The organism is Streptomyces sp. NPDC001070 (assembly GCF_053598835.1).
Genome location: NZ_JBSFLB010000028.1, coordinates 84,843 through 106,315, shown reverse-complemented (window position 1 = coordinate 106,315; position 21,473 = coordinate 84,843). Strand labels below are relative to the sequence as shown.

The following is a 21,473-nucleotide window of genomic DNA, read 5'->3' as shown; positions in this document are numbered from 1 at the left end:
GCTGTCATTCCGGTGGCCCAGAACATTCCCGGTGTAGCTGACCGGACGCGACAGGCGGGGGCGGCCGGGGGAGAATCCCGGCCGCCCCCGCCCGCGGGGAGGGTGCGACGGTCAGTGCGTGGTGCCGAAGGAGTGCTCGGTGGTGGAGCGGTAGGTCTGCCCCGGCCGCAGCACCGTCGACGGGAACGACGGGTGGTTGGGGGAGTCCGGGAAGTGCTGGGTCTCCAGGCAGAAGCCGTCGCCCTGCCGGTAGACCCGGCCCGAGCTGCCGGCGAACGCCCCGGTCAGGAAGTTGCCCGTGTAGAACTGCACACCGGGCTCGGTGGTGGCGATCCGCATGACCCGCCCGGAGACGGGCTCGGTGACCGTCACGATGTGCTCGGGAGCGTCGGTGCGGCCCTTGTCCAGCACGAAGTTGTGGTCGATGCCCTGCCCGTACAGGACCTGCTGGTGCGCGGTGCGGATGTCGCGGCCGATCGCCTTCGGCGTGCGGAAGTCGAACGGGGTGCCCGCGACGGACGCCAGCTCACCGGTGGGGATGAGGGTGGAGTCGACCGGGGTGTAGCGGCGGGCGGCGATCTGGACCTCGTGGTCGTAGATGCCGCCGTCGCCCTCGCCGCGCAGGTTGTAGTACGTGTGGTTGGTCAGGTTGACGACCGTCGCCTTGTCGGTGGTGGCGGTGTAGTCGATCCGCCACCGGGCGTCGGCGGTCAGGGTGTAGACGACCTTGACCTTGAGCGTGCCCGGGTAGCCCATCTCGCCGTCCGCGCTGGTGTACCGCAGTACGAGACCCGCCTCGGAGCCGGCCTTGAAGCCCTCGACCGCCCACACCCGCTTGTCGAAGCCCCGGTCGCCGCCGTGCAGGCTGTTCGGGCCGTCGTTGACGGGCAGCTGGTAGGTGTGCCCGTCCAGGGTGAACCTCCCGCCCGCGATGCGGTTGCCGTAGCGCCCGATCAGCGCGCCGAAGTACGGGCTGTTCGCCACGTAGTCGTCGAGGTTGCCGAATCCGAGGGACACGTTGCCGCGGCGGCCGCGCCGGTCGGGCAGCTCCAGGGTCTGGACGATGCCGCCGTACGAGAGCACCTTGAGGGTGATCCCGCCGTTGCTGACGGTCCAGATGTCGACCTTGGTGCCGTCCTCGAGGGTCCCGAAGTGTTCCTTGCTCACCTTGCTCCTGCCAGCGGGCCTGTGCCTTGCGTCGGCGGCCTGCCGCGCCGTACCGGCCGTTCCGGCCGCCCAGGCACTCGTCCCGCCGATCGCGGGCGCGACCGCCCCGAGCGCCGCGCCCGCGATCAATGTACGTCTGTTCACTTGCGGCTCCTTCGATAGGTAGCTGCTTTACGAACCGACCTTGCGCTTGTTCCAGACGTCGAAGCCGACCGCGGCCAGGAGCACCAGACCCTTGATGACCTGCTGGTAGTCCGTGCCGATGCCGACGAGTGACATCCCGTTGTTGAGCACCCCGAGCACCAGGCCGCCGATGATGGCGCCCAGCACGGTGCCGACGCCGCCGGTGGCGGAGGCACCGCCGATGAAGGCGGCCGCGATGGCCTCGAGCTCGAAGTTGATGCCGGCCTGCGGGACGCCGGCGTTGAGCCGGGCCGCGTAGACCAGTCCGGCGAGCGCGGCGAGCACGCCCATGTTCACGAAGACCAGGAAGACGACCCGCTTGTCCTTGACGCCGGAGAGCTTCGCCGCCGCCTGGTTGCCGCCGAGCGCGTACACGTGCCGGCCGATCACCGCGTTGCGCATCACGAAGCCGAAGACGATCAGCAGCCCGGCGAGGATGAGCAGCACGATGGGCACGCCGTGGTAGCTGGCCAGGGTCATGGTGAAGGCGATCACGCAGGCGACGAGAGCCGCCAGCTTGAGCAGGAACAGGTTGCGGGGCAGCACGTCCAGGTCGTACGAGAGCTGGGCGCGCCGGTCGCGGAGCTCCTGCGTGACCGCGATGGCGATCACCACCAGGCCGATGAGCAGCGTGAGGTTGTGGTAGTTGGTGTGCGGACCGACCTCCGGCAGGAAGCCGTTGCCGATCTTCTGGAAGCCGCTCGGGAAGGGCGAGATGGACTGGCCCTTCAGCAGGATCTGGGTCAGCCCGCGGAAGATGAGCATGCCGGCGAGGGTGACGATGAACGAGGGCATGCCGGCGTAGGCGATGAAGAAGCCCTGCCAGGCGCCTGCGGCCGCGCCCAGCACCAGGCAGGCCACCAGGGCCAGCGGCCACGACCAGTGGTGCTGGACGATCATCACCGCGGCGGCGGCGCTGACGAAGGCCGCGAGCGAGCCGACGGACAGGTCGATGTGACCGGCGATGATCACGACCATCATGCCGATCGCCATGATCAGGATGTAGCTGTTCTGGCCGATGAGGTTGGTGACGTTCTGCGGTTTGAGCAGGATGCCACCGGACCAGATCTGGAACAGCGCGGCGATCAGCACCAGCGCGATGATCATGCCGTACTGGCGCATGTTGCGCCGTGCCGCCTGCAGCAGGAGGCCGGCGGCTCCGGCTCCCGCGCCGCCGTCCTTGACGGCCGCGGCCGCGCCCCCGGCGGGCGGCGGAGTCTTGTCGGTCTTCACCGGGCTGCCCATCTCAGTTACCTCGGTCCATGGTCATGTGGCGCATCAGCACTTCCTGGGTCGCGCTCTCGCGCGGGATCTCCCCGGTCAGCCGGCCCGCCGACATCGTGTAGATGCGGTCGCACATGCCGAGCAGCTCCGGCAGTTCGGAGGAGATGAAGACGACGGCCTTGCCCTGGGCCGCCAGGTCGTTGATGACCGTGTAGATCTCGTACTTGGCCCCGACGTCGATGCCCCGGGTGGGCTCGTCGAGGATGAGGATCTCCGGCCCGGCGAAGATCCACTTGCTGAGGACGACCTTCTGCTGGTTGCCGCCGCTCAGCTTGCCCGTGGTCTCGAAGACCGTCGGGGTCTTGATGTTCATCGTCGAGCGGAAGGACTCGGCGACCCGGGCCTCCTCGTGCTGGTTGACGACGCCGCGCCGGGCGACCTTGGACAGGGCGCTGAGCGAGATGTTGCGGCTGATGTCGTCGATGAGGTTCAGCCCGTAGTGCTTGCGGTCCTCGGTGACGTAGGCGATGCCGTGGCCCACCGCCTCGGGGACCGTACGGGTGCGGATCTCCTCGCCGTGCAGGTAGACCCGGCCGCTGATGCCGCGCCCGTAGGAGCGGCCGAAGACGCTCATGGCCAGCTCGGTGCGGCCGGCTCCCATCAGCCCGGCGATGCCGACGATCTCGCCGCGCCGGACGTTGAGGGAGACCCCGTCGACGACCTTGCGCTGCTGGTCGATCGGGTGGTGCACGGTCCAGTCCTCGACGGCGAAGGCCACCTCGCCGATCTCCGGCTCCCGCTCGGGGAAGCGGTGGTCGAGGTCGCGGCCGACCATGCCGCGGATGATCCGCTCCTCGGTCACCACGCTGCGGCCGTCCTCGTCGGTGGCCTTCATGTCGAGCGTCTCGATGGTCCGCCCGTCCCGCAGGATCGTGATGGAGTCGGCGACCCTCGCGATCTCGTTGAGCTTGTGCGAGATGATGATGCAGGAGATGCCGTGTTCCTTGAACTCCAGGATGAGGTCGAGGAGTTTGCGGCTGTCCTCGTCGTTGAGGGCCGCGGTCGGCTCGTCCAGGATGAGGAGCTTGACCTCCTTGGACAGCGCCTTGGCGATCTCGACGAGCTGCTGCTTGCCGACGCCGATGTCCGCCACGCGGGTGGTGGGCGGGTCGGCCAGCCCGACCCGCTTGAGCAGCCGGCCCGCGTGGCGCAGTGTCTCGTTCCAGCTGATGACGCCGCGGGTGGAGTGCTCGTTGCCGAGGAAGATGTTCTCGGCGATCGACAGGTACGGCACCAGGGCGAGCTCCTGGTGGATGATCACGATGCCGCGGTGCTCGCTCGCGCGGATGTCGCGGAACGCGCAGGGCTCGCCCCGGAAGAGGATCTCCCCTTCGTAACTTCCGTGCGGATAGACCCCGCTGAGCACCTTCATCAGGGTCGACTTGCCCGCACCGTTCTCACCGCAGATGGCGTGGACCTCGCCCTCGGCGACTGTCAGTGTGACATCGGAGAGCGCCTTGACCCCTGGGAAGGTCTTGGTGATGGAGCGCATTTCGAGGACGGGTCCGGCCATTCCTGCTTTCCGTTCTCCTCAGGCTGTGGAAAAGCGATGAATCATCGACGGCTTCCGGCTTCCGGCTTCCGGCTTCCGGTCGCCGGTGCTACTGGAGCTCGGACTCCTTGATGTAGCCGGAGTCGACGACGATCTCCTTGTAGTTCGACTTGTCGACGCTCACCGGCGGCAGCAGGAAGGTCGGGACGACCTTGGTGCCGTTGTCGTAGGTCTTGGTGTCGTTGATCTCGGGCTTGCCGCCGGTCAGGACCGCGTTGCCCATCTGGACGGCGACCTTCGCCAGTTCGCGGGTGTCCTTGTAGACGGTCTGCGCCTGCTCGCCCGCGATGATCGACTTGATCGAGGCGACCTCGGCGTCCTGGCCGGTCACGATCGGCAGCGGCTTCTTGGCGGTGCCGTAGCTGACGCTCTTCAGCGCCGAGATGATGCCGCGGGAGATGCCGTCGTACGGGGAGAGCACCGCGTCCACGTTGGCGGAGGTGTACGCCTTGCTGAGCAGGTCGTCCATGCGGGCCTGGGCGGTGGCGCCGTCCCAGCGCAGGGTGGTGACCTGGGTGAGGTTGGTCTGACCGCTCTTGACCACCAGTTGCTTCTTGTCGATGTACGGCTGGAGGACGTCCATCGCGCCGTTGAAGAAGTACTTGGTGTTGTTGTCGTCGGGCGAGCCGGCGAAGAGCTCGATGTTGAAGGGGCCCTTCTTGCTGCCGTCCTTCAGGCCGAGCTTGTCGACGATGTAACCGGCCTGGAGCTGGCCGACCTTGAAGTTGTCGAAGGTCGCGTAGTAGTCGACGTTCTCCGAACCCAGGATGAGGCGGTCGTAGGAGATCACCTTGATACCGGCGTCGTGGGCCTGCTTGAGCACGTCGCTGAGGGCGGAGCCGTCGATCGCGGCGATGACCAGGAGCTTGTCGCCCTTGGTGATCATGTTCTGGATCTGGGCGACCTGGTTCTCGACCTTGTCGTCGCCGTACTGCAGGTCGGTCTTGTAGCCCTTGGCCTCGAACTGCTTGACCATGTTGTTGCCGTCGGCGATCCAGCGCTCCGACGACTTGGTGGGCATGGCGATGCCGATGGTGCCGCCCTTCCCACCGTCCTTGCCGCCGCCGCCGGTGTTCTCGCTCTGTCCGCAGGCGGTGGCGGTGGCGCCGAGGGCGAGGGTGGCTATCAGCGCGGCGGTGGTGCGCAGGTGTGCGGCTCTGGCGATGCGCATGGCTGATCAGATCCTTTCGGGGGCCAGGCGGGGGTCGGTCGCCTGGTCCGGGTCGGTCGCGATGTCCAGGGGGAAGCGGTGGAGCGGGCCCGGCAGCCGCGCGCCCAGCGGGGAGCGCCCGCCGTCCGCGCCCAGCCGGGAGAGCAGGTCGAGCACAAGGCGGCCGCGCCGGACCCGCTCGCGGGCGGTCGCCAGGGCGACGTCCCGCAGCTGGCGTCCGTACGGGTAGATGCCGGGGGCCTTGCTCAGCCCGAACTTGAGGTAGATCGGCGCGCCGCGGCGGATCAGTTCCGCCGCGTCGTAGAGCCGGACGAAGCCGCCGAGGTCGTCAGGTGCCTCGATGTAGAAGTCCATGGGCGCCCGGCTGACCCGGCGGATCTCGGTGATCTGCTGGAGGGTCAGATCGGAGGGGATGTTGATGGAGTCGGCGCCGAGGCGCTCCCACACCGCGTAGGCCGCCGGGTTGACCGGGCCGACCAGCGCGGAGACCTTGAAGGTGGTGTCGGCCGGCAGCAGGCCCTGCGCGCGGAGCTGGTGCAGCAGCCACAGCACGCCCTCGTCGGCGACGAGCAGGCAGCGCACACCGAGGGCGGCCGCCCGCAGCGCGTCCTCCACACAGCCGGCCACCTGGTCGTGGCCGCGGGCGCGCAGCCCGGCGCCGCCGGAGTCGGTGCGGGTGGCGGCGCCGATGTCCCAGCTGCCGCGCGGGCCGGTGAACAGGCAGAGCTCGACGTCCCGTTCGGCGCAGGCGGTCACCATCTCGGTGATCTCGGCGTCCGTCAGCATCCAGATGCCGCTGCCCTGGCTGATCCGGTGCACCGGCACCTCCAGCCGCTCGCTCTCCTCCAGGACGGTGGCCAGCGCCTCCGGGCCCTCCACGGAGGGGATCTCGGTGCGCCAGGTGCCGCCGTCGGGGAAGGAGTGCGGGGAGGCGTCGGCAGGGTCGTCCGCCGGCGCGCCGTGACCGAGGAGGGTGAGCGCGTACTGGCCCGGGTGACGGGGGCCGGGGGTGCTCCCGGCCGCGTCGGGGCTCGGAGTGGGTGCGTCGGTCACGGTGCTCCTTCGTTCTCGCCGTCCGATATCTCGGACGACGTTCGGTTCATTGGGTATGGCTGGGCACGGATGGGGCACGGGTGCCGCCGCGCGCGGATCGGTCACGGACGCAGCAGCACCTTCCCCACCTTCGGATCCCGGCTCGCCAGCAGTCCGAGCGCATCGGCGTACCCCTCCAGGGGGAGGTCGTGCGTGATCAGGGGTGCCGGGGTGAGGATCCCGGCGTCGAAGGCCCTTACGGCGTACGCCCAGGCGGCGGGCGGCGCCCCGAACACCGTGTGCACGGTCAGCTGGCGCACCACCAGGTCGGTGGGGTCCAGCCCGTCCGCGCCCGGCGCGGGGATGCCGGTCAGCGCCAGCCGGCCGCCGCGGCGCAGCAGCCCCGCCGAGAGGCGGGCCGCGGAGGCGGACCCGGCGGCCTCGACCACCAGGTCGTACCTCCCGTCCTCGTCGGCCGCTTCGTCCGCCGTGCGGAACCGCGTGGCGCCGAAGGATGCGGCCAGTTCCTCCCGGTCCCGGCCGGTGCCCACCACCAGCAGCTCCGCGGGCGACACCGCTGCCAGGAGCTGCACCGCCAGCATGCCGAGCGTGCCGGTGCCCACCACCGCCACCCGCTCACCCGGCGCGGCCGGGGCCTTGAGCAGGGCCGCGGCCACGCACGCGGCCGGCTCCAGGAGCGCGGCCGCGCGCAGGTCTGCGCCGTCGTCCAGGGCGTGCAGCAGCCGGGCGGGCAGCGTCAGGGTGTCGGCCATGGCGCCGGGCTGCGTGAAGCCGGTCTCCTCGTACGGCGCGCTGCACAGCGTGGTCTCCCCGGCGTGACAGCGCTCGCACACCTGGCAGTTGCGGAAGCCCTCGCCGACGACCTTGCGGCCCACCAGGGCGGTGGTCACGCCGGGGCCGACCGCCTCCACCGTGCCGGACCACTCGTGGCCGGGGGTGACGGGGTAGCGGACGTAGCCCTCGGGGCGGGTGCCGGCGTGGACCTCGCGGTCGCTGCCGCAGATGCCGGCGGCGTGCACGCGGACCAGTGCCTCGCCCGGGCCGGGCGGGACCGGTCCGGCCGGCACGATCCGGTGCCGGCCGGGTCCGTCGAGCACGACGGCTCGGGGGGCGCGTGCGGTCACTTCGTGTCCTTCGGCTTCCGGCGCTCCCAGCCCTCGGCCCACAGGTCGAAGCGGGCCTGCTGCTGGGGGAACTCCGCGGCGGCGTCGACGTCGAGCTCGACACCGAGGCCGGGGGCGTCGGAAAGGGTGAAGTACCCGTCCTCGCCGACCACGGGGGCGCCCTTGACGACCTTCTTGATCTCGGAGTCAGCGAAGTCGTTGAAGTGCTCGAGGATCTTGAAGTTGGGGGTGCAGCCGGCGAGCTGGAGGCTCGCGGCGGTGAGCACCGAGCCGCCGACGTTGTGCGGGGCGACCAGCACGTAGTGGGTCTCGGCGGTGGCGGCCAGCTTGCGGACCTCGTTGATCCCGCCGATGTGCCCGAGGTCGGGCTGGATGACGTCGGCGGCCTGGAGCTCGAACAGCTCGCGGAACTCGTAGCGGTCGTGGATGCGCTCGCCGGTCGCGATCGGCAGATCGGTGTGGGCGGCCACCTTCGACAGGGCCTTGAGGTTCTCCGGCGGCACCGGCTCCTCGATCCAGCTCGGCTTGAACGGCTCCAGCTCCTTGGCGACGCGGATCGCGGTCGCCGGGCTGAACCGCCCGTGCATCTCCACCAGCAGTTCGGCCTCGGGCCCGATCGCGTCGCGAACCGCCTCGATGAGGGAGATGGAATAGGTGGTGGCGGCGTGGTCCAGCTCGAAGTGGCCGGTGCCGAAGGGGTCGATCTTCAGCGCGCGGTAGCCGCGTTCCATCACGGCGCGGGCGGCCTTGTGGTACGCCTCCGGGGTGCGCTCGGTGGTGTACCAGCCGTTCGCGTACGCCTTGACCTTCTCGTTCACCTTGCCGCCGAGCAGCTGCCAGACGGGCACGCCGAGGGCCTTGCCCTTGATGTCCCAGCAGGCCATCTCGACGACGGCGATGCCGGACATGACGATCTCGCCGGCCCGGCCGTAGTCGCCGTACTTCATCCGGCGGACCAGGTCCTCCACCGCGAACGGGTCGGATCCGGATATGTGGTTGGCTTCGGCTTCGCGGAGGTAGCCGAGCAGCGCGTCGGTGTGGCCCAGCATGCGGGTCTCGCCGACGCCCGTGATTCCCTCGTCGGTGTGGACGAGCACATAGGTGAGATTCCGCCAGGGTGTGCCGACCACATGGGTGCTGATGCCGGTGATGCGCACGGGAGCCGCCCCTTACAGGGTTTCGTTCGAGATTTCGTCACACGTTCGAAATGTTGAAGGGAACGTAGTTACGGGCTCCCGGCGGTGTCAATGGGTGTGGCGCCGAGGTGTCGGCGATGTTGCCGAAGTGAGTCCGTCCGCCCATGGCGTGGTGCCCGGCGGTGTCCGAAACCCCGAACGAGGGGTCGAGTTGGCGGCTACCCGGTGGCGGACCCCGGGCCGAACGCCGCCGCGTAGACCAGCCGTGCGAGCTTGGCCTGTCCCTCGGCGCTGGGGTGGAACCAGTCCCAGGGGCTCAGCTCCTTTTGAGTGAATCGGTAGTCGAAGACCGCACCGCCGTCGTAGCGGCAGCGCACATGGCGCGCGCACTCCTGGCGCAGCGCGTCGTTGTAGGCCATCACCCTTTCGCGTACGGTCAGCCGCCGTTCGCGGGCGGCCGTGCTCATCGACTCGGCGTCGCCCAGCATCGAGGGGCACAGGCCCAGCTTCCAGACCTGCCGGCCCAGCACGTTCTGCCGGCCGACGTCCCACAGCCGCATCAGGTCGGGCACGCTCGCGACGAAGATCTGCGTCTTGGGCAGCGCGCGGTCGATCGTGCGCAGTGCGGTCGAGAAATTCCGGCGGTATTCGGCCACCGGGGTCATGCGGTCGGTGCTGCGCGCGCACGCGTCGTTGGCGCCCATCAGGATCGTCACCTGCTGCGGCCGCAGCGCGACCGCCTTCTGTGCCTGCGCCGGGAGGTCGGCCATCCGGGCGCCGCTGGCCGCGAGGTTCCAGCTCTTGGCGCCCCGCCGGTCCAGCACCCGGGAGGCGACGCTGTCCACCGAGCGGCGGCTGCCGGTCGCCCAGGACAGGTCCGGACAGTCCGTCAGGATCCCGCAGGCGTCGAAGGCCCGGGTGATGGAGTCCCCGAGGGCGGCCAGCGAGGAGGGCGTGGTGTCCCACACCGGGGCCTGGCGCTTGACGGTCCCGCTGCCGGGCCGCCCCGCGGCACCGGCCTCGGTCCTGCCCGGGCCGTCCCCCGCGGCCGAGCAGCCGGCCGCGAGTGCCGTCGTGAGCAGCGTGATCAGCGCGATCAGGGCGCCGCTGACCCCGCGCGGGAGCGACTGGCGCATGCGTTCTCCCTCGGACGAGTGGGTGACTTCTCGCTGATCCCGACAGTACGTCACTCCTCGACTGACGCCGCGCGGTAGCTTTTTCCCTGACAGGTGGTGCGAAAGAGGTGATCAGAAGTCAGATCTTGTCTCATTCGTTATGATTAGTGCAGAATGTCCACTGCTGTCCCGGATGGCTCGGTTATGGGCATGAGGCCGCTGGGGAAGGCGTACCTCGTCCCACACTGGAGGTCCCGGTGACGACACGTGGAGTTCTGTATGTGCACTCCGCGCCGCGCGCGCTGTGCCCGCACGTTGAGTGGGCCGTCGCGGGCGTGCTCGGCGTGCGCGTGAACCTCGACTGGATCCGCCAGCCCGCCTCTCCGGGCACGTGGCGGGCCGAGTTCTCCTGGCAGGGAGAGCCCGGCACCGCGTCGAAGCTGGCGTCCGCGTTGCGCGGCTGGCATCTGCTGCGCTTCGAGGTCACGGCGGAGCCCTGCGCCACCGCCGAGGGGGAGCGCTACAGCAGCACCCCCGAGCTCGGCATCTTCCACGCCGTCACCGGCATCCACGGGGACATCCTCATCCCCGAGGACCGCCTGCGCGCCGCGCTCGCCCGCGCCCGCAAGGGCGAGGCCGACCTGGAGACGGAAGTCGCCAAGCTGCTCGGGAAGCCCTGGGACGACGAGCTGGAGCCCTTCCGCTACGCGGGTGAGGGCGCCCCCGTGCGCTGGCTGCATCAGGTCGTCTGACGCTCCGCCACCCGCCGTGGCGCGGCGCCGCCGTCCTGCGGTGCCCCGTCGTCGCCCCGGCGCGCCGCGGCCCCCGGCCACCACACCCGCGGGCCGATGTCCCGTACCAGTGCCGGCACCAGGAGTGAGCGCACCAGCAGGGTGTCCAGCAGCACTCCGAAGGCCACGATGAAGGCGATCTGGACCAGGAAGGCGAGCGGGATCACGCCGAGCGCCGCGAAGGTCGCGGCGAGCACCACGCCCGCCGATGTGATCACCCCTCCGGTGGCGGTCAGCCCGCGCAGGACGCCCCGCCGCGTGCCGTGGCGCAGCGTCTCCTCACGGACCCGGGTCATCAGGAAGATGTTGTAGTCCACGCCGAGGGCGACCAGGAACACGAAGCCGTACAGCGGCACCGAGGCGTCCGTCGCCGAGAACCCGAACACATGACGGAAGACCAGCGCGGACACGCCCAGGGTGGCGGCGAAGTTGAGCGCCACGGTGGCGACCATGAGCAGCGGCATCAGCAGGCTGCGCAGCAGGGCCGCCAGGATCACCAGGATGATCGCCAGGACGACGGGGACCACGAGGGTCCGGTCGCGCTCCGCGGTCCGCTGGGTGTCCAGTTGCTGGGCCGTGTAGCCGCCGACCACCGCGCCCGCGCCGGGCACCGCGTGCACGGCCGTCCGCAGTCGCTGCACCGTCCCCTTCGCGGCGTCGCTGTCGGCGGCGTCCTTCAGCGTGACCTCCAGCAGGACCCGCCCGCCGGCGACGAGGGGCTCGCCCCCGCCGGGCCGGCCGGACGCGGTGAGCGCGGCGACGGAGGCGACGCCGTCGGTGCCGGCGGCCGCCCGGGTCACCGGGCCGAGCCGGTCCGCGTCCGCGACGACCACGGCGGGGTTGCCGGAGCCGCCGGGGAAGTGCTCACCGAGCACGCGCTGGGCGGCCACCGAGGGGGCCTCGTGGACGAAGATCTCGTCCAGCGGCACCCCGCGTGAGGTCAGCGTGGGAGAGAAGGCCGCGCAGGCCGCCAGCAGTGCCAGGCTCGCCGCCCAGACCCGGCGCGGCGCGCGGTCCACGAGGCCCGCGACCCGCTGCCACACGCCCTGCCCCTCCGGTCGCTGCGGCCGCGGCCGGGCGGGCCAGTAGGCGGTCCTGCCGAGCAGCAGCAGGGCGGCGGGCAGGAAGGACAGGCTGCTCGCGACGGCGCAGACGATCCCGACGGCGCCTACCGGGCCGAGGGCGCGGTTGTTGGTCAGGTCGCTGGTCAGCAGGGCGAGCAGGCCGAGGGCCACGGTGGCCGCGCTCGCCACGATCGCCCCGGCCGAACGGCGCAGCGCCGCGCGCATCGCGGCGAACCGGTCGCCGCGTACGGCCAGTTCCTCCCGGAAGCGGGCCGCCAGGAGCAGGGCGTAGTCGGTGGCCGCGCCGATGACGAGGATCGACAGGATGCCCTGCACCTGGCCGTCGACCCGCACCACGCCGTGGTCCGCCAGCACGTACACCACCCCGCAGGCCAGGCCGAGCGAGAAGACCGCGCCCACGATGATGACCAGGGGCAGCAGCAGGGCGCGGTAGACCAGCAGCAGGATCGCCAGGACCACGCCGAGCGCGGTGAACAGCAGCAGTCCGTCGATGCCCGCGAAGGCGTCGCCCAGGTCGGCCTGCGAGGCGGCGGGCCCGGCCACCCGGGCGGTGGTCCCCCCGACCCGGCCGGCGGTGTCCGTGATCCGGGCGACGGTGTCCCCGACGTCCCGCCCGAGGTCGGGCCGCAGCTGCACCACGCCCTCCAGAGCCCGGCCGTCGTCGGAGCGCAGCGCGGGGGAGGGGCGTCCGGTCACCCCTTCGGTGCCGGCGAGGGAGGCCAGGGCGGCCGTGGCGGCCTTCTGCTGGGCGTCGGTCACGCGGCCCCGGCCGGCCGTCCAGACGACGATCGCCGGCACGGTCTCGTTCCGGCTGAACGCCCGCCGTTCGGTGACGGCCTTCGTCGACTCGGCGCTGCGCGGCAGGAAGGCCACCTGGTCGTTGGTGGCGACCTCGCCGAGCTTGCCCGCGTACGGGCCGAGGGTGCCCCCGATCCCCAGCCAGGCGACCAGCATCACTGCCGGCAGCAGCCAGCGGACGGCGCGCGGAACTGATGTCATCGCTCTCTCCCGGGGGACGCGGTGTCGGGGTTCGTCTTCATGAAGCATATATCTCATCCATTAACTATCTTAATCATCGAGATTATTTACCATGGGGGAGTGCCCGACAACCACCAGGACGAGTCCCCGACGGGGCTGCAGGCCTTCGCCGTGCAGCTGCGCAGGATGAACAGCGAGTTCAACCGCATCGCGCAGGACTTCGCGCAGAGCCAGAAGCTGCACCACACCGACGTGCAGGCGCTGGTCGCGATCCTGGACGGCGACGGGCACGGCGGCGCCATGACCCCGGGGCTGCTGCGCGAGCGGCTCAACCTGACCTCCGGTGCTGTCACCGCCTGCCTGGACCGGCTGGAACGCGCGGGCCACATCCGGCGCACCCGGGACGCCTCCGACCGCCGGGTCGTCCATCTGCACTACGCCCCGCGGGCGATGCAGGTGGCCCGGGAGTTCTTCCGGCCGCTCGCCCACAGCACCGACGCGGCGCGCTCCCGCTTCACCGAGGACGAACTGGCCGTGGTGATGCGCTTCCTGGTGGCGATGAACGACGAACTGGCCACCCTGGACCCCGCCACCCCGGGCTGACCGCCGGGGCCCGGGCCCCGGCTCAGGCCCCGGACCGGGCCGCTACGGGCCCGCCGCGCCCTGCCGGGCCGCGGCGGCTATGTTGCGCGCCATGCCGCCGAACACCACCGAGTGGAACGGCGAGACGCTCCACCAGTACGCGTGCCCCGCCAGGCCGTGCGGGTGGAACAGCGCCCGCTGCCGGTAGACCGTGCGCCCGCTGCGGTCCCGTCCGGCCGTCAGCTCCAGCCAGGCCAGGCCCGGCAGCCGCATCTCCGCGCGCAGTCGCAGCAGCCGGCCCGGCTCGATCTCCTCCACCCGCCAGAAGTCCAGCGAGTCGCCCACCCGCAGGTGCACCGCGTCCCGCCGCCCCCGGCGCAGCCCCACCCCGCCGACGAAGCGGTCGAGCCAGCCGCGCACGGCCCAGGCCAGGGGGAAGGAGTACCAGCCGTTGTCGCCGCCGATGCCCTCGATGACCCGCCACAGCGCCTCCGGCGAGGCGTCCACGATCCGTGTCCGGCGGTCGGTGTAGAGGGAGCCGCCCGCCCAGTCCGGGTCCGTCGGCAGCGGGTCGCTCGGCGCGCCGGGCACGGAGGCCGAGGACCAGCGGGTGACCACGTTCGCCTCCCGGATGCGCTGCAGCGCCAGCCGCAGCGCCGCCTCGACGCCGATCATGCCCTCGGGCGGGTCCGGCACCCACGCCGCGATGTCGTGGTCGTGGCAGACCACCTCGTGCCGCAGCGACTCGGTCAGGGGCCGCGCGATGCCGGCCGGCACCGGGGTCACCAGCCCCACCCAGTGGCTGGACAGCCCCGGCGTGAGCACCGGCACCGGCACGATCAGCCGGTGCGGCAGCCCGGCCACCTCGGCGTACTTGAGCATCATGTCCCGGTACGTGAGAACGTCCGGGCCGCCGATGTCGAAGGCGCGGTTCACCTCCGGCGGCAGCGTGGCGCACCCGACGAGGTAGCGCAGCACGTCGCGTACGGCGATCGGCTGGATGCGGGTGCCCACCCAACGCGGGGTGACCATCACCGGCAGGCGCTCGGTGAGGTAGCGCAGCATCTCGAAGGAGGCCGAGCCGGAGCCGATGATGACCGCCGCACGCAGCGCGGCCGTCGGCACGCCGGAGGCGAGCAGCACCCGGCCCACCTCGGCGCGCGAGCGCAGGTGCGGCGACAGCTCGTGTTCGGGCACCCCGGCCGGGGTCAGACCCCCCAGGTAGACGATCCTGCGCACTCCGGCCGCCTTCGCCTGCGCACCGAACACCTCGGCCGCGCGGCGGTCGGTCCGCTCGAAGTCCCGCCCGGTGCCGAGCGCGTGGACGAGGTAGTACGCGACGTCCACGCCCGCCATCGCCGCCCGCACCGACTCCTCGTCGGTGACGTCGCCCTTGACGATCTCCACCTCGCCGGCCCACGGGTGGTCGCGCAGCTTGCCGGGCGTCCGGGCCAGGCAGCGCACCCGGTGCCCGGCCTCCAGCAGTTCGGGCACCAGGCGGCCGCCGATGTAGCCACTGGCGCCCGTCACCAGGCAGGTGAGCCTCATAGCGGTTCCTCCGCTCCCTGGGCGGTCGCGTTGCCCGCCGCCGGTGGCGGGACGGCCGGGGCGCTCGCGGGCGCGACCGGGGTTCTGAGGTCTTCAGCGGTCTGCCGGGTGCCGCGGCCTGCGCCCGGCACCGGGCCGGCGGGGCTCATCAAGGTTCCTCCGCTGCCAGGGCGGTGAGGGCGCCCGTCCGCCTCCGGCGGAAGTGGGCGCACGGGCAGGGCCGGCATGATCGCGTGCGCGGGAGTGGGGGTCGGGTGTTCCGTCGTGGTCGGCCGGGTTGCCGGTGGCCGGGGGGTTCGGCCGTCGGCGGGTGTGACCGGGCTGGTCAGGGCGTGTGCCTTCTCCGCCGGCAGCGGGTGCGTCGCCGGGTCGGCGGGGGTCATCGGGGTTCCTCCGCTGCCGGGGCGGTGAGGGCGTCCGCCACCTCCGGGGGCAGGGGGCGCAGCCGCAGCAGCCCGGCGACCAGGCGGGCGGTCAGGGTGTGCCAGGTCCCGGCGCCGCGCAGCATCGCGTGGTCACCGCCCGGCACCATCAGATGGCAGGCCAGGGCGCCGGCCGCCCGGGCCCGGTCGGCCAGGGTCAGCGAGCCCGCCGGGTCGGTGACCCGGTCCCGGTCGCCGTGCAGCAGCACCAGGCGGCGCCCGGTCAGATGGCCCACGGGCTCGCCCGCCGGGCACCACGGTGCCAGCCCCACGACCGCGCCCACCAGCGGATGCCCGGCCACGCGCAGCGCGGCCCGGCCGCCCATCGAGTGCCCGACCAGCACCACGGGCACGTCCCCGGCCCGCTGCCGCAGTGCCTCCAGCGCCCGCAGGGCGTCCCGCGCGGCGTCCTCCCGGTCGCCGTTCCAGCCGCGGTGCCGGTAGCGGACCCCGGCCAGGGCCACGTCGTGCCCCGCGGTGGCCCGGCCGATCGCGCGGACGAAAGGACGCATCCTGACCCCCGGCAGATTCCACGGCGGGGGCGGTTCCAGGCCCTCGGCCCGGCCGCCGTGCAGCACCAGGACGGCGGCCCTGGGCCGCTCGGGCAGCGCGTACGGGACGAGCGCCGGACGCGGCGCGCCGTCGCCCCTTTCGTCACCGTACGTCATCGGACCGCCTCTCTCGTGCGCTCTCCGTCATTATCGGCCGCCCCCCGCGCCGACGCCCGTCACATGCCTCCACCCAAGGATTCGCGGCCGCTCGCCCGGCGGATTGCCGAACGGACCAATCCGCCCCGCGGAGGGCTCCGAATCACCGGCAGGGAGAGGAACGCGACGAAGGGACGGGAAGTGACCGACAGAAGGCGAAGGGTGGCCGTCGTGGGCAGCGGCGTGGCCGGGCTCACCGCCGCCTACCTGCTGCAGCGGCACTGCGACGTGTCGCTCTTCGAGGCCGACGACCGGCTCGGCGGACACGCCCACACGCACGACATACCCTCCTGCGACGGCCGGGTGACCGCCGTCGACAGCGGCTTCATCGTCCACAACGAGCGCACCTACCCCACCCTGCTGCGGATCTTCACCGAACTCGGCGTCCCCACGCAGGAGTCGGAGATGAGCATGTCGGTCCGGTGCGAGGGCTGCGGCCTGGAGTACGCGGGCGCGCGCGGCCCCGCCGGGATCTTCGCGCAGCCGCGCAACGCGCTGCGCCCCGCCTATCTGCGTATGCTGGCCGAAGTGCCCCGTTTCCACCGCCTGGCCCGGCGGCTGCTCGCCGAGGGCGGTTCCGACGACGCCACCACGCTGGGGGAGTTCCTCCGCGCGGGCGGCTTCTCCGCGTACTTCACCGCCCACTTCATGACCCCGCTGGTGGCCTGCGTCTGGTCCTGCTCGCCGCGGACCGCGGCGCACTACCCGGCGGTCTACCTCCTCCGGTTCCTCGACCACCACGGGATGCTCTCGGTGAGCGGCTCACCCACCTGGAGGACGGTCACCGGCGGTTCGCGCGTCTACGTCGAGCGGATCGTCAAGCGGCTCACCGCGATCCGCACCGCCACCCCTGTACGCGCCCTGCGGCGGCACGCCGACGGCGCGGAGATCGTCACCGGCGACGGGGAGACCGAAGGCTACGACGCGGTGGTCGTCGCCACCCACCCCGACCAGGCGCTGCGGCTGCTCGCCGACCCCACCGAACGTGAGCGCGAGGTGCTCGGCGCCATCCCGTACTCCCGCAATCCGACCCTGCTGCACACCGACACCTCCGTGCTGCCCCGCAGCCCCGGCGCCCGCGCCTCCTGGAACTACCTCATGCCCACCTGCGCGCCCGACCCCGGCGGGGTCCGCGTCAGCTACGACATGAACCGCCTCCAGCGCCTGGACACCCCCGAGCGGTACGTCGTCACCCTCGGCGACGAGCAACGCGTCGACCCCGGCCGGGTGCTCGCCCGCATGGTGTACGAACACCCCGTCTACACACCCGCGTCGCTCGCCGCCCAGCGGCTGCTGCCCACCCTCGCCACGCCGGTCACTGCCTACGCCGGGGCCTACCACGGCTGGGGCTTCCACGAGGACGGCTGCCGCTCCGGCGCCGAGGCCGCCCGGCACCTGGGGGCCCGATGGTGACCCCGGCCGGCCTCACGCCGCAGGTGCCCGCCCTGTACGAGTGCACGATCACCCACGTCCGCACCCGCCCGCTGCGGCACGCCTTCACCCACCGCACCTACATGTGGCTGACCGACCCCGGCCGGCCGCCCCGGTTCCCCGCGGCGCTGCGCCCGCTGGCCCGCTTCGACGCCCGGGACCACTTCGGCGGCCGCCACCCGACCGTGCGGGCCGCCCTCGACGCGTGGCTCGCCGCGCAGGGCGTGGACCTGCGGGGCGGCCCGGTCCGGATGCTCAGCCACGCCCGGGTCCTCGGCCACGTCTTCAACCCGCTGACCCTGTACTGGTGCCACGACCCGGACGGCACCCTCGTCTGCGTCGTCGCCGAGGTCCACAACACATACGGGGAGCGGCACGCCTACCTGCTGCGCACCGACGAAGGCGACGCCGCGCGCGTCGCCAAGGAGTTCTACGTCTCCCCGTTCTTCCCCGTCGACGGCGCCTACCGCATGCGGCTCCCCGAGCCGGACGACCGCCTGCGCCTGACGGTCCATCTGGAACGCCCCGGCGACGGCACCCCGTTCACCGCCACCGTGCGCGGCGACCGGCGCCCGGCCACCACGCCGGGCCTGCTGCGCGCCGCCGCACGTCACCCCTGGTCCACGGCCGCGGTGTCGGCCGGCATCCGCCGGCACGGCATCCGGCTGCTGCTGCGCGGGCTGCCCGTGCGGCCCCGTCCCGTCCACGCGCCTCAGGAGGGTTTCGAGTGACCATGTTCACCACGTCCGTCCCCCTCTCCGCTTCCGCACCCGCCTCCGCCGCCGGCGTGGACCCGCGCCGCTGGCCGGACGTCGCAGCCCCACCGCGCTGCTCACGCCTGCGAGCCGCGGTCGCCGGGGCCGTCGTACGACGTGCCCTGAGCGGGCTCCCGCTGAGCTGCCGTCTCGGCGACGGCGGGCGGGTGCTCGGCACCGGGGGGCCCACGGTGGAGATCACCGACCCCGGGGCCTTCTGCCGGCGCGTGGGCACCGGCGGCCTCATCGGCTTCGGCGAGTCCTACATGGCGGGCGAGTGGGACGCGCCCGACCTCCCGGCCGTCCTCACCGTGCTCGCCTCGCACGTCACCGAACTCGTCCCCCGGCCGCTGCAGCGGCTGCGCCCCCTGTGGGCGCACCGGCAGCCCACCGCGCGGCGCAACACGCCGGACGGCGCCCGCGACAACATCCACGCCCATTACGACCTGTCCAACGAGCTCTTCGCCCTCTTCCTCGACGAGACCCTGACCTACTCCTCGGCCGTCTTCCGCGGCTTCCCCGCACTCCCCGCCCAACTGCCCGCCGCGCAGCACCGCAAGATCGACCGGCTGCTCGACCTGGCGGGAGTCGGCGACGGCACCCGGCTGCTGGAGATCGGCACCGGCTGGGGCGAACTGGCCGTCCGCGCCGCGCGACGCGGCGCCGAGGTCGTCTCCGTCACCCTCTCCGAGGAACAGCGCAGGCTCGCCACGGCCCGCATCGCCGCCGCCGGGCAGCGGGACCGGGCGACCGTGCTGCTGCGCGACTACCGGCAGGTCACCGGGAGCTACGACGCCGTCGTCAGCGTCGAGATGATCGAGGCCGTCGGCGCGGAGTACTGGCCGGTGTACTTCACCGCCATCGACCGGTTGCTCGCCCCCGGCGGCAGGGTCGCGCTCCAGGCGATCACCATGCCCGACGAGCGCATGCTCGCGACCCGCGACACCCACACCTGGATCCAGAAGTACATCTTCCCCGGCGGCCTCATCCCCTCCCTCGACGCGATCGACCGGACCCTCGAAGAGCACACCGCGCTGCGCGTCACATCCTGCGACGGCTTCGGCCCCCACTACGCCGAGACGCTGCGGCTGTGGCGCGAGCGCTTCACCGAACGCGCCGCCGAGGTGGAGGCCCTCGGCTTCGACGAGACCTTCCGCCGCATGTGGACCCTCTACCTCGCCTACTCCGAGGCCGGCTTCCGCTCCGGCTACCTCGACGTGTGCCAACTGCTGCTGACCCGGCAGGAGACCGCCCGGTGAAGGGCGCCGCGGACACCCTCGCCCCGCTGCTGGAGCAGTTCACCGGCGGTCCGCTGCCGGTGCGGCTGCGCGCCTGGGACGGCAGCACCGCCGGGCCGCGCGACGCCCCCGTGGTCGTCCTGCGCTCCCGGCGGGCGCTGCGAAGACTCCTGTGGCAGCCTGGTGAACTCGGCCTCGCCGAGGCGTACATCACCGGCGACATCGACGTACGCGGCGACCTCACCGAAGGCCTGCGCGCCGTCTGGCACGCGGTGCGCGAGGGCCGGGTGCGGCCGCCCCGGCTCACCGCGGGCGACCGCCTCCGCGCGGCCGGCGCCGCGGTGCGGCTCGGCGCGGTGGGCCCTCGTCCGCCCGCCCCGCGCGGACGGGCCAGGCTCAGCGGAACCCCGCACAGCAGGAGCCGCGACCGGGCCGCCGTCAGCCACCACTACGACCTGTCCAACGACTTCTACGAACTCCTCCTCGACCCCTCCATGGCGTACTCCTGCGCCTACTGGACCCGCCACGACGACGCGTCCTACGGACTCGCCGACGCCCAGCGCGACAAGCTCGAACTCGTCTGCCGCAAGCTGGACCTGCGCCCCGGCACGCGGCTGCTCGACATCGGCTGCGGCTGGGGCGCGCTCGCCCTGTACGCCGCGCAGACCCACCGCGCGCAGGTCCACGCGGTCACGCTCTCCTCCGCCCAGCGGGACTTCGTACAGGAACGGATCCGCGAACGCGGCCTGGAGGAGTACGTCACTGTCGAACTGCGCGACTACCGCGACCTGGAGGGCACCGGAGGCTACGAGGCGGTGACCGCCATAGAGATGGGCGAGCACGTCGGCGACGAGCGCTACCCGGAGTTCGCCGCCACGATCCACCGCCTGCTCCGCCCCCGGGGCAGGGCACTGGTGCAGCAGATGTCCCGCGGGCGCGTGGCGCCCGGCGGCGGCGCCTTCATCGAGACCTACATCGCCCCCGACATGCACATGCGCCCGCTCGGCCGGACCGTCGTTCTGCTGGAGAACGCCGGACTGGAGGTGCGCGCCGTGGAGTCGCTGCGCGAGCACTACGTCCGCACGGTGCGGGCGTGGCTGGCCACCCTGGAGGAGCGCTGGTCCGATGTCGTGCTCCTGACCGGCGAGGAGACCGCCCGCGTGTGGCGGCTGTACCTGGCGGGCGGTGCCCTGGCCTTCGCCGAGCGGCGCATGGGCGTCGACCAGATCCTCGCCGTACGCCCCACGTCCGGCGGCGGCAGCGGCACGGACGGCACGCAGGCCGCCTGGTACGCGGGATGGTGACGCGATGAGCGGCTTCCCCTGGGGTGCGTTCGGGGCGGGCGCGGCGGTGGCGGCCGGCGCCGTGCTCGCCGTCATGCTCGCCACCTTCGCGTTCGCCCTGGCCCGCGGCAGGCACCGCTACGTCGACATCGCCTGGGGCGTGGCCTTCACCGCGGTCGCGATGTCCGCGTACGGAATGTCGGCCGGGTACGGCGACCCGGCCCGCCGTGCGCTGGTGCTCGGGCTGACCGCCGTGTGGGGCCTGCGGCTCGCCGTCCACATCGCCCGCCGCGGACGGGGGCACGGAGAGGATCCGCGCTACGAGGCCTATCTGGCCAAGGCCCGGGGCAGCCGGGCCGCCTACGCCCTCCGCGCCGTGTACCTGCTGCAGGGAGCCCTCGTCCTGGTCGTCTCGCTGCCCGTCCAGGCCGCCTCGTACGTCCCCGGCCCGCTCGGCCCGGCGGCCGCGGTGGGCGTCCTGCTCTGGCTCACCGGCGTGCTCTTCGAGGCCGTCGGCGACCACCAGCTGGCCCGCTTCAAGGCCGACCCGGCACACCGGGGCCGGATCATGGACCGCGGCCTGTGGAGCTGGACCCGCCATCCCAACTACTTCGGCGACTTCTGCGTCTGGTGGGGGCTGTTCGCGGTGTCCTGCGACGCCTGGCAGGCGGCCGCGGTGTCGGTGGTGTCCCCGTTGCTGATGTCGTTCCTGCTGACCCGCGGGAGCGGGAAGGCGCTGCTGGAGCGGCATATGGCCGGTCGCCCGGGCTGGGCGGAGTACGTGGAGCGGACCAGCGGCTTCTTCCCCCGGCCCCCACGGAAGCGGGCGAGTGGCGCGTCGGGGTGAGCGGGGCACGTGGTGTGGCTG

At 72.4% G+C, this 21,473-nt stretch carries 18 protein-coding genes; 7 read left to right on the top strand and 11 right to left on the bottom strand.

Translation table 11 applies throughout. The annotated features are described in order from the left end of the window. Positions 1-111: 111 nt before the first annotated feature. The 8 genes from ACWDAS_RS30350 to ACWDAS_RS30315 form a co-directional block, all read right to left on the bottom strand. Positions 112-1,311 carry an aldose epimerase family protein gene (locus tag ACWDAS_RS30350; protein ID WP_450397438.1) on the bottom strand — a complete coding sequence of 400 codons (1,200 nt, stop codon included), beginning with the start codon at positions 1,309-1,311 and terminating at the stop codon, positions 112-114. 27 nt (positions 1,312-1,338) lie between these two features. After that, entirely contained in the window at positions 1,339-2,595 is a 1,257-nt protein-coding gene (gene mmsB / locus ACWDAS_RS30345) for a multiple monosaccharide ABC transporter permease (protein WP_450397437.1), read from the bottom strand. 1 nt (position 2,596) lies between these two features. Beyond that, complete coding sequence (gene mmsA, locus ACWDAS_RS30340; RefSeq protein WP_450397435.1) at positions 2,597-4,147, bottom strand: multiple monosaccharide ABC transporter ATP-binding protein; 1,551 nt, start codon at positions 4,145-4,147, stop codon at positions 2,597-2,599. A gap of 88 nt (positions 4,148-4,235) precedes the next feature. After that, the gene (gene chvE / locus ACWDAS_RS30335) at positions 4,236-5,357 is read right to left on the bottom strand and encodes a multiple monosaccharide ABC transporter substrate-binding protein (protein ID WP_450397433.1); all 1,122 of its coding nucleotides are present in this window, start codon (positions 5,355-5,357) and stop codon (positions 4,236-4,238) included. 6 nt (positions 5,358-5,363) lie between these two features. Continuing rightward, positions 5,364-6,410 carry a hypothetical protein gene (locus ACWDAS_RS30330; protein ID WP_450397431.1) on the bottom strand — a complete coding sequence of 349 codons (1,047 nt, stop codon included), beginning with the start codon at positions 6,408-6,410 and terminating at the stop codon, positions 5,364-5,366. 101 nt (positions 6,411-6,511) lie between these two features. Next, positions 6,512-7,534: a zinc-dependent alcohol dehydrogenase gene (locus ACWDAS_RS30325; protein ID WP_450397429.1), complete on the bottom strand. Its 1,023-nt coding sequence runs from the start codon at positions 7,532-7,534 to the stop codon at positions 6,512-6,514. Beyond that, positions 7,531-8,691: a mandelate racemase/muconate lactonizing enzyme family protein gene (locus ACWDAS_RS30320; RefSeq protein WP_450397427.1), complete on the bottom strand. Its 1,161-nt coding sequence runs from the start codon at positions 8,689-8,691 to the stop codon at positions 7,531-7,533. Before ACWDAS_RS30320 ends, ACWDAS_RS30325 begins: the two co-directional genes overlap by 4 nt. Positions 8,692-8,888: 197 nt before the next feature. Beyond that, the gene (locus ACWDAS_RS30315; RefSeq protein WP_450397425.1) at positions 8,889-9,806 is read right to left on the bottom strand and encodes an SGNH/GDSL hydrolase family protein; all 918 of its coding nucleotides are present in this window, start codon (positions 9,804-9,806) and stop codon (positions 8,889-8,891) included. Positions 9,807-10,042: 236 nt separating this feature from the next. Between ACWDAS_RS30315 and ACWDAS_RS30310 the strand changes: the two genes are divergently transcribed. Beyond that, a complete protein-coding gene (locus ACWDAS_RS30310) occupies positions 10,043-10,537 on the top strand; it encodes a DUF3145 domain-containing protein (RefSeq protein ID WP_450397424.1) in 495 nt (164 codons plus the stop codon). On the opposite strand, the gene ACWDAS_RS30305 is transcribed toward ACWDAS_RS30310, so the two are convergent. Further along, a complete protein-coding gene (locus ACWDAS_RS30305; protein WP_450397421.1) occupies positions 10,525-12,660 on the bottom strand; it encodes an MMPL family transporter in 2,136 nt (711 codons plus the stop codon). The genes ACWDAS_RS30310 and ACWDAS_RS30305 overlap by 13 nt on opposite strands. Before the next feature lie 99 nt (positions 12,661-12,759). Here ACWDAS_RS30305 and ACWDAS_RS30300 point away from each other — a divergent pair, with 99 nt between their 5' ends. Beyond that, complete coding sequence (locus tag ACWDAS_RS30300; RefSeq protein WP_450397420.1) at positions 12,760-13,242, top strand: MarR family winged helix-turn-helix transcriptional regulator; 483 nt, start codon at positions 12,760-12,762, stop codon at positions 13,240-13,242. Positions 13,243-13,284: 42 nt separating this feature from the next. Here the strand turns inward: ACWDAS_RS30300 and ACWDAS_RS30295 are convergent, their stop codons facing one another. After that, positions 13,285-14,769 carry an SDR family oxidoreductase gene (locus ACWDAS_RS30295; RefSeq protein ID WP_450397417.1) on the bottom strand — a complete coding sequence of 495 codons (1,485 nt, stop codon included), beginning with the start codon at positions 14,767-14,769 and terminating at the stop codon, positions 13,285-13,287. Between the two features lie 379 nt (positions 14,770-15,148). Then, positions 15,149-15,859: an alpha/beta hydrolase gene (locus ACWDAS_RS30290; protein WP_450397414.1), complete on the bottom strand. Its 711-nt coding sequence runs from the start codon at positions 15,857-15,859 to the stop codon at positions 15,149-15,151. 180 nt (positions 15,860-16,039) lie between these two features. On the opposite strand from ACWDAS_RS30290, the gene ACWDAS_RS30285 reads away from it, so the two are divergent. From ACWDAS_RS30285 to ACWDAS_RS30265, 5 genes are read left to right on the top strand one after another with little or no spacing between them, the layout of a single operon-like run. Next, on the top strand, positions 16,040-17,311 hold the full coding sequence (locus ACWDAS_RS30285) for an NAD(P)/FAD-dependent oxidoreductase (RefSeq protein ID WP_450397411.1): 1,272 nt from the start codon (positions 16,040-16,042) through the stop codon (positions 17,309-17,311). After that, complete coding sequence (locus ACWDAS_RS30280; protein WP_450397408.1) at positions 17,305-18,060, top strand: DUF1365 domain-containing protein; 756 nt, start codon at positions 17,305-17,307, stop codon at positions 18,058-18,060. The genes ACWDAS_RS30285 and ACWDAS_RS30280 overlap by 7 nt, the downstream gene beginning before the upstream one ends. Positions 18,061-18,062: 2 nt before the next feature. Further along, positions 18,063-19,343, top strand: coding sequence for a class I SAM-dependent methyltransferase (locus ACWDAS_RS30275; protein WP_450397479.1), 1,281 nt, complete (start codon positions 18,063-18,065; stop codon positions 19,341-19,343). Next, the gene (locus tag ACWDAS_RS30270) at positions 19,340-20,626 is read left to right on the top strand and encodes a class I SAM-dependent methyltransferase (RefSeq protein ID WP_450397406.1); all 1,287 of its coding nucleotides are present in this window, start codon (positions 19,340-19,342) and stop codon (positions 20,624-20,626) included. The genes ACWDAS_RS30275 and ACWDAS_RS30270 overlap by 4 nt, the downstream gene beginning before the upstream one ends. Before the next feature lie 4 nt (positions 20,627-20,630). Continuing rightward, a complete protein-coding gene (locus tag ACWDAS_RS30265) occupies positions 20,631-21,452 on the top strand; it encodes a DUF1295 domain-containing protein (RefSeq protein WP_450397404.1) in 822 nt (273 codons plus the stop codon). The last annotated feature ends 21 nt before the right edge of the window (positions 21,453-21,473 follow it).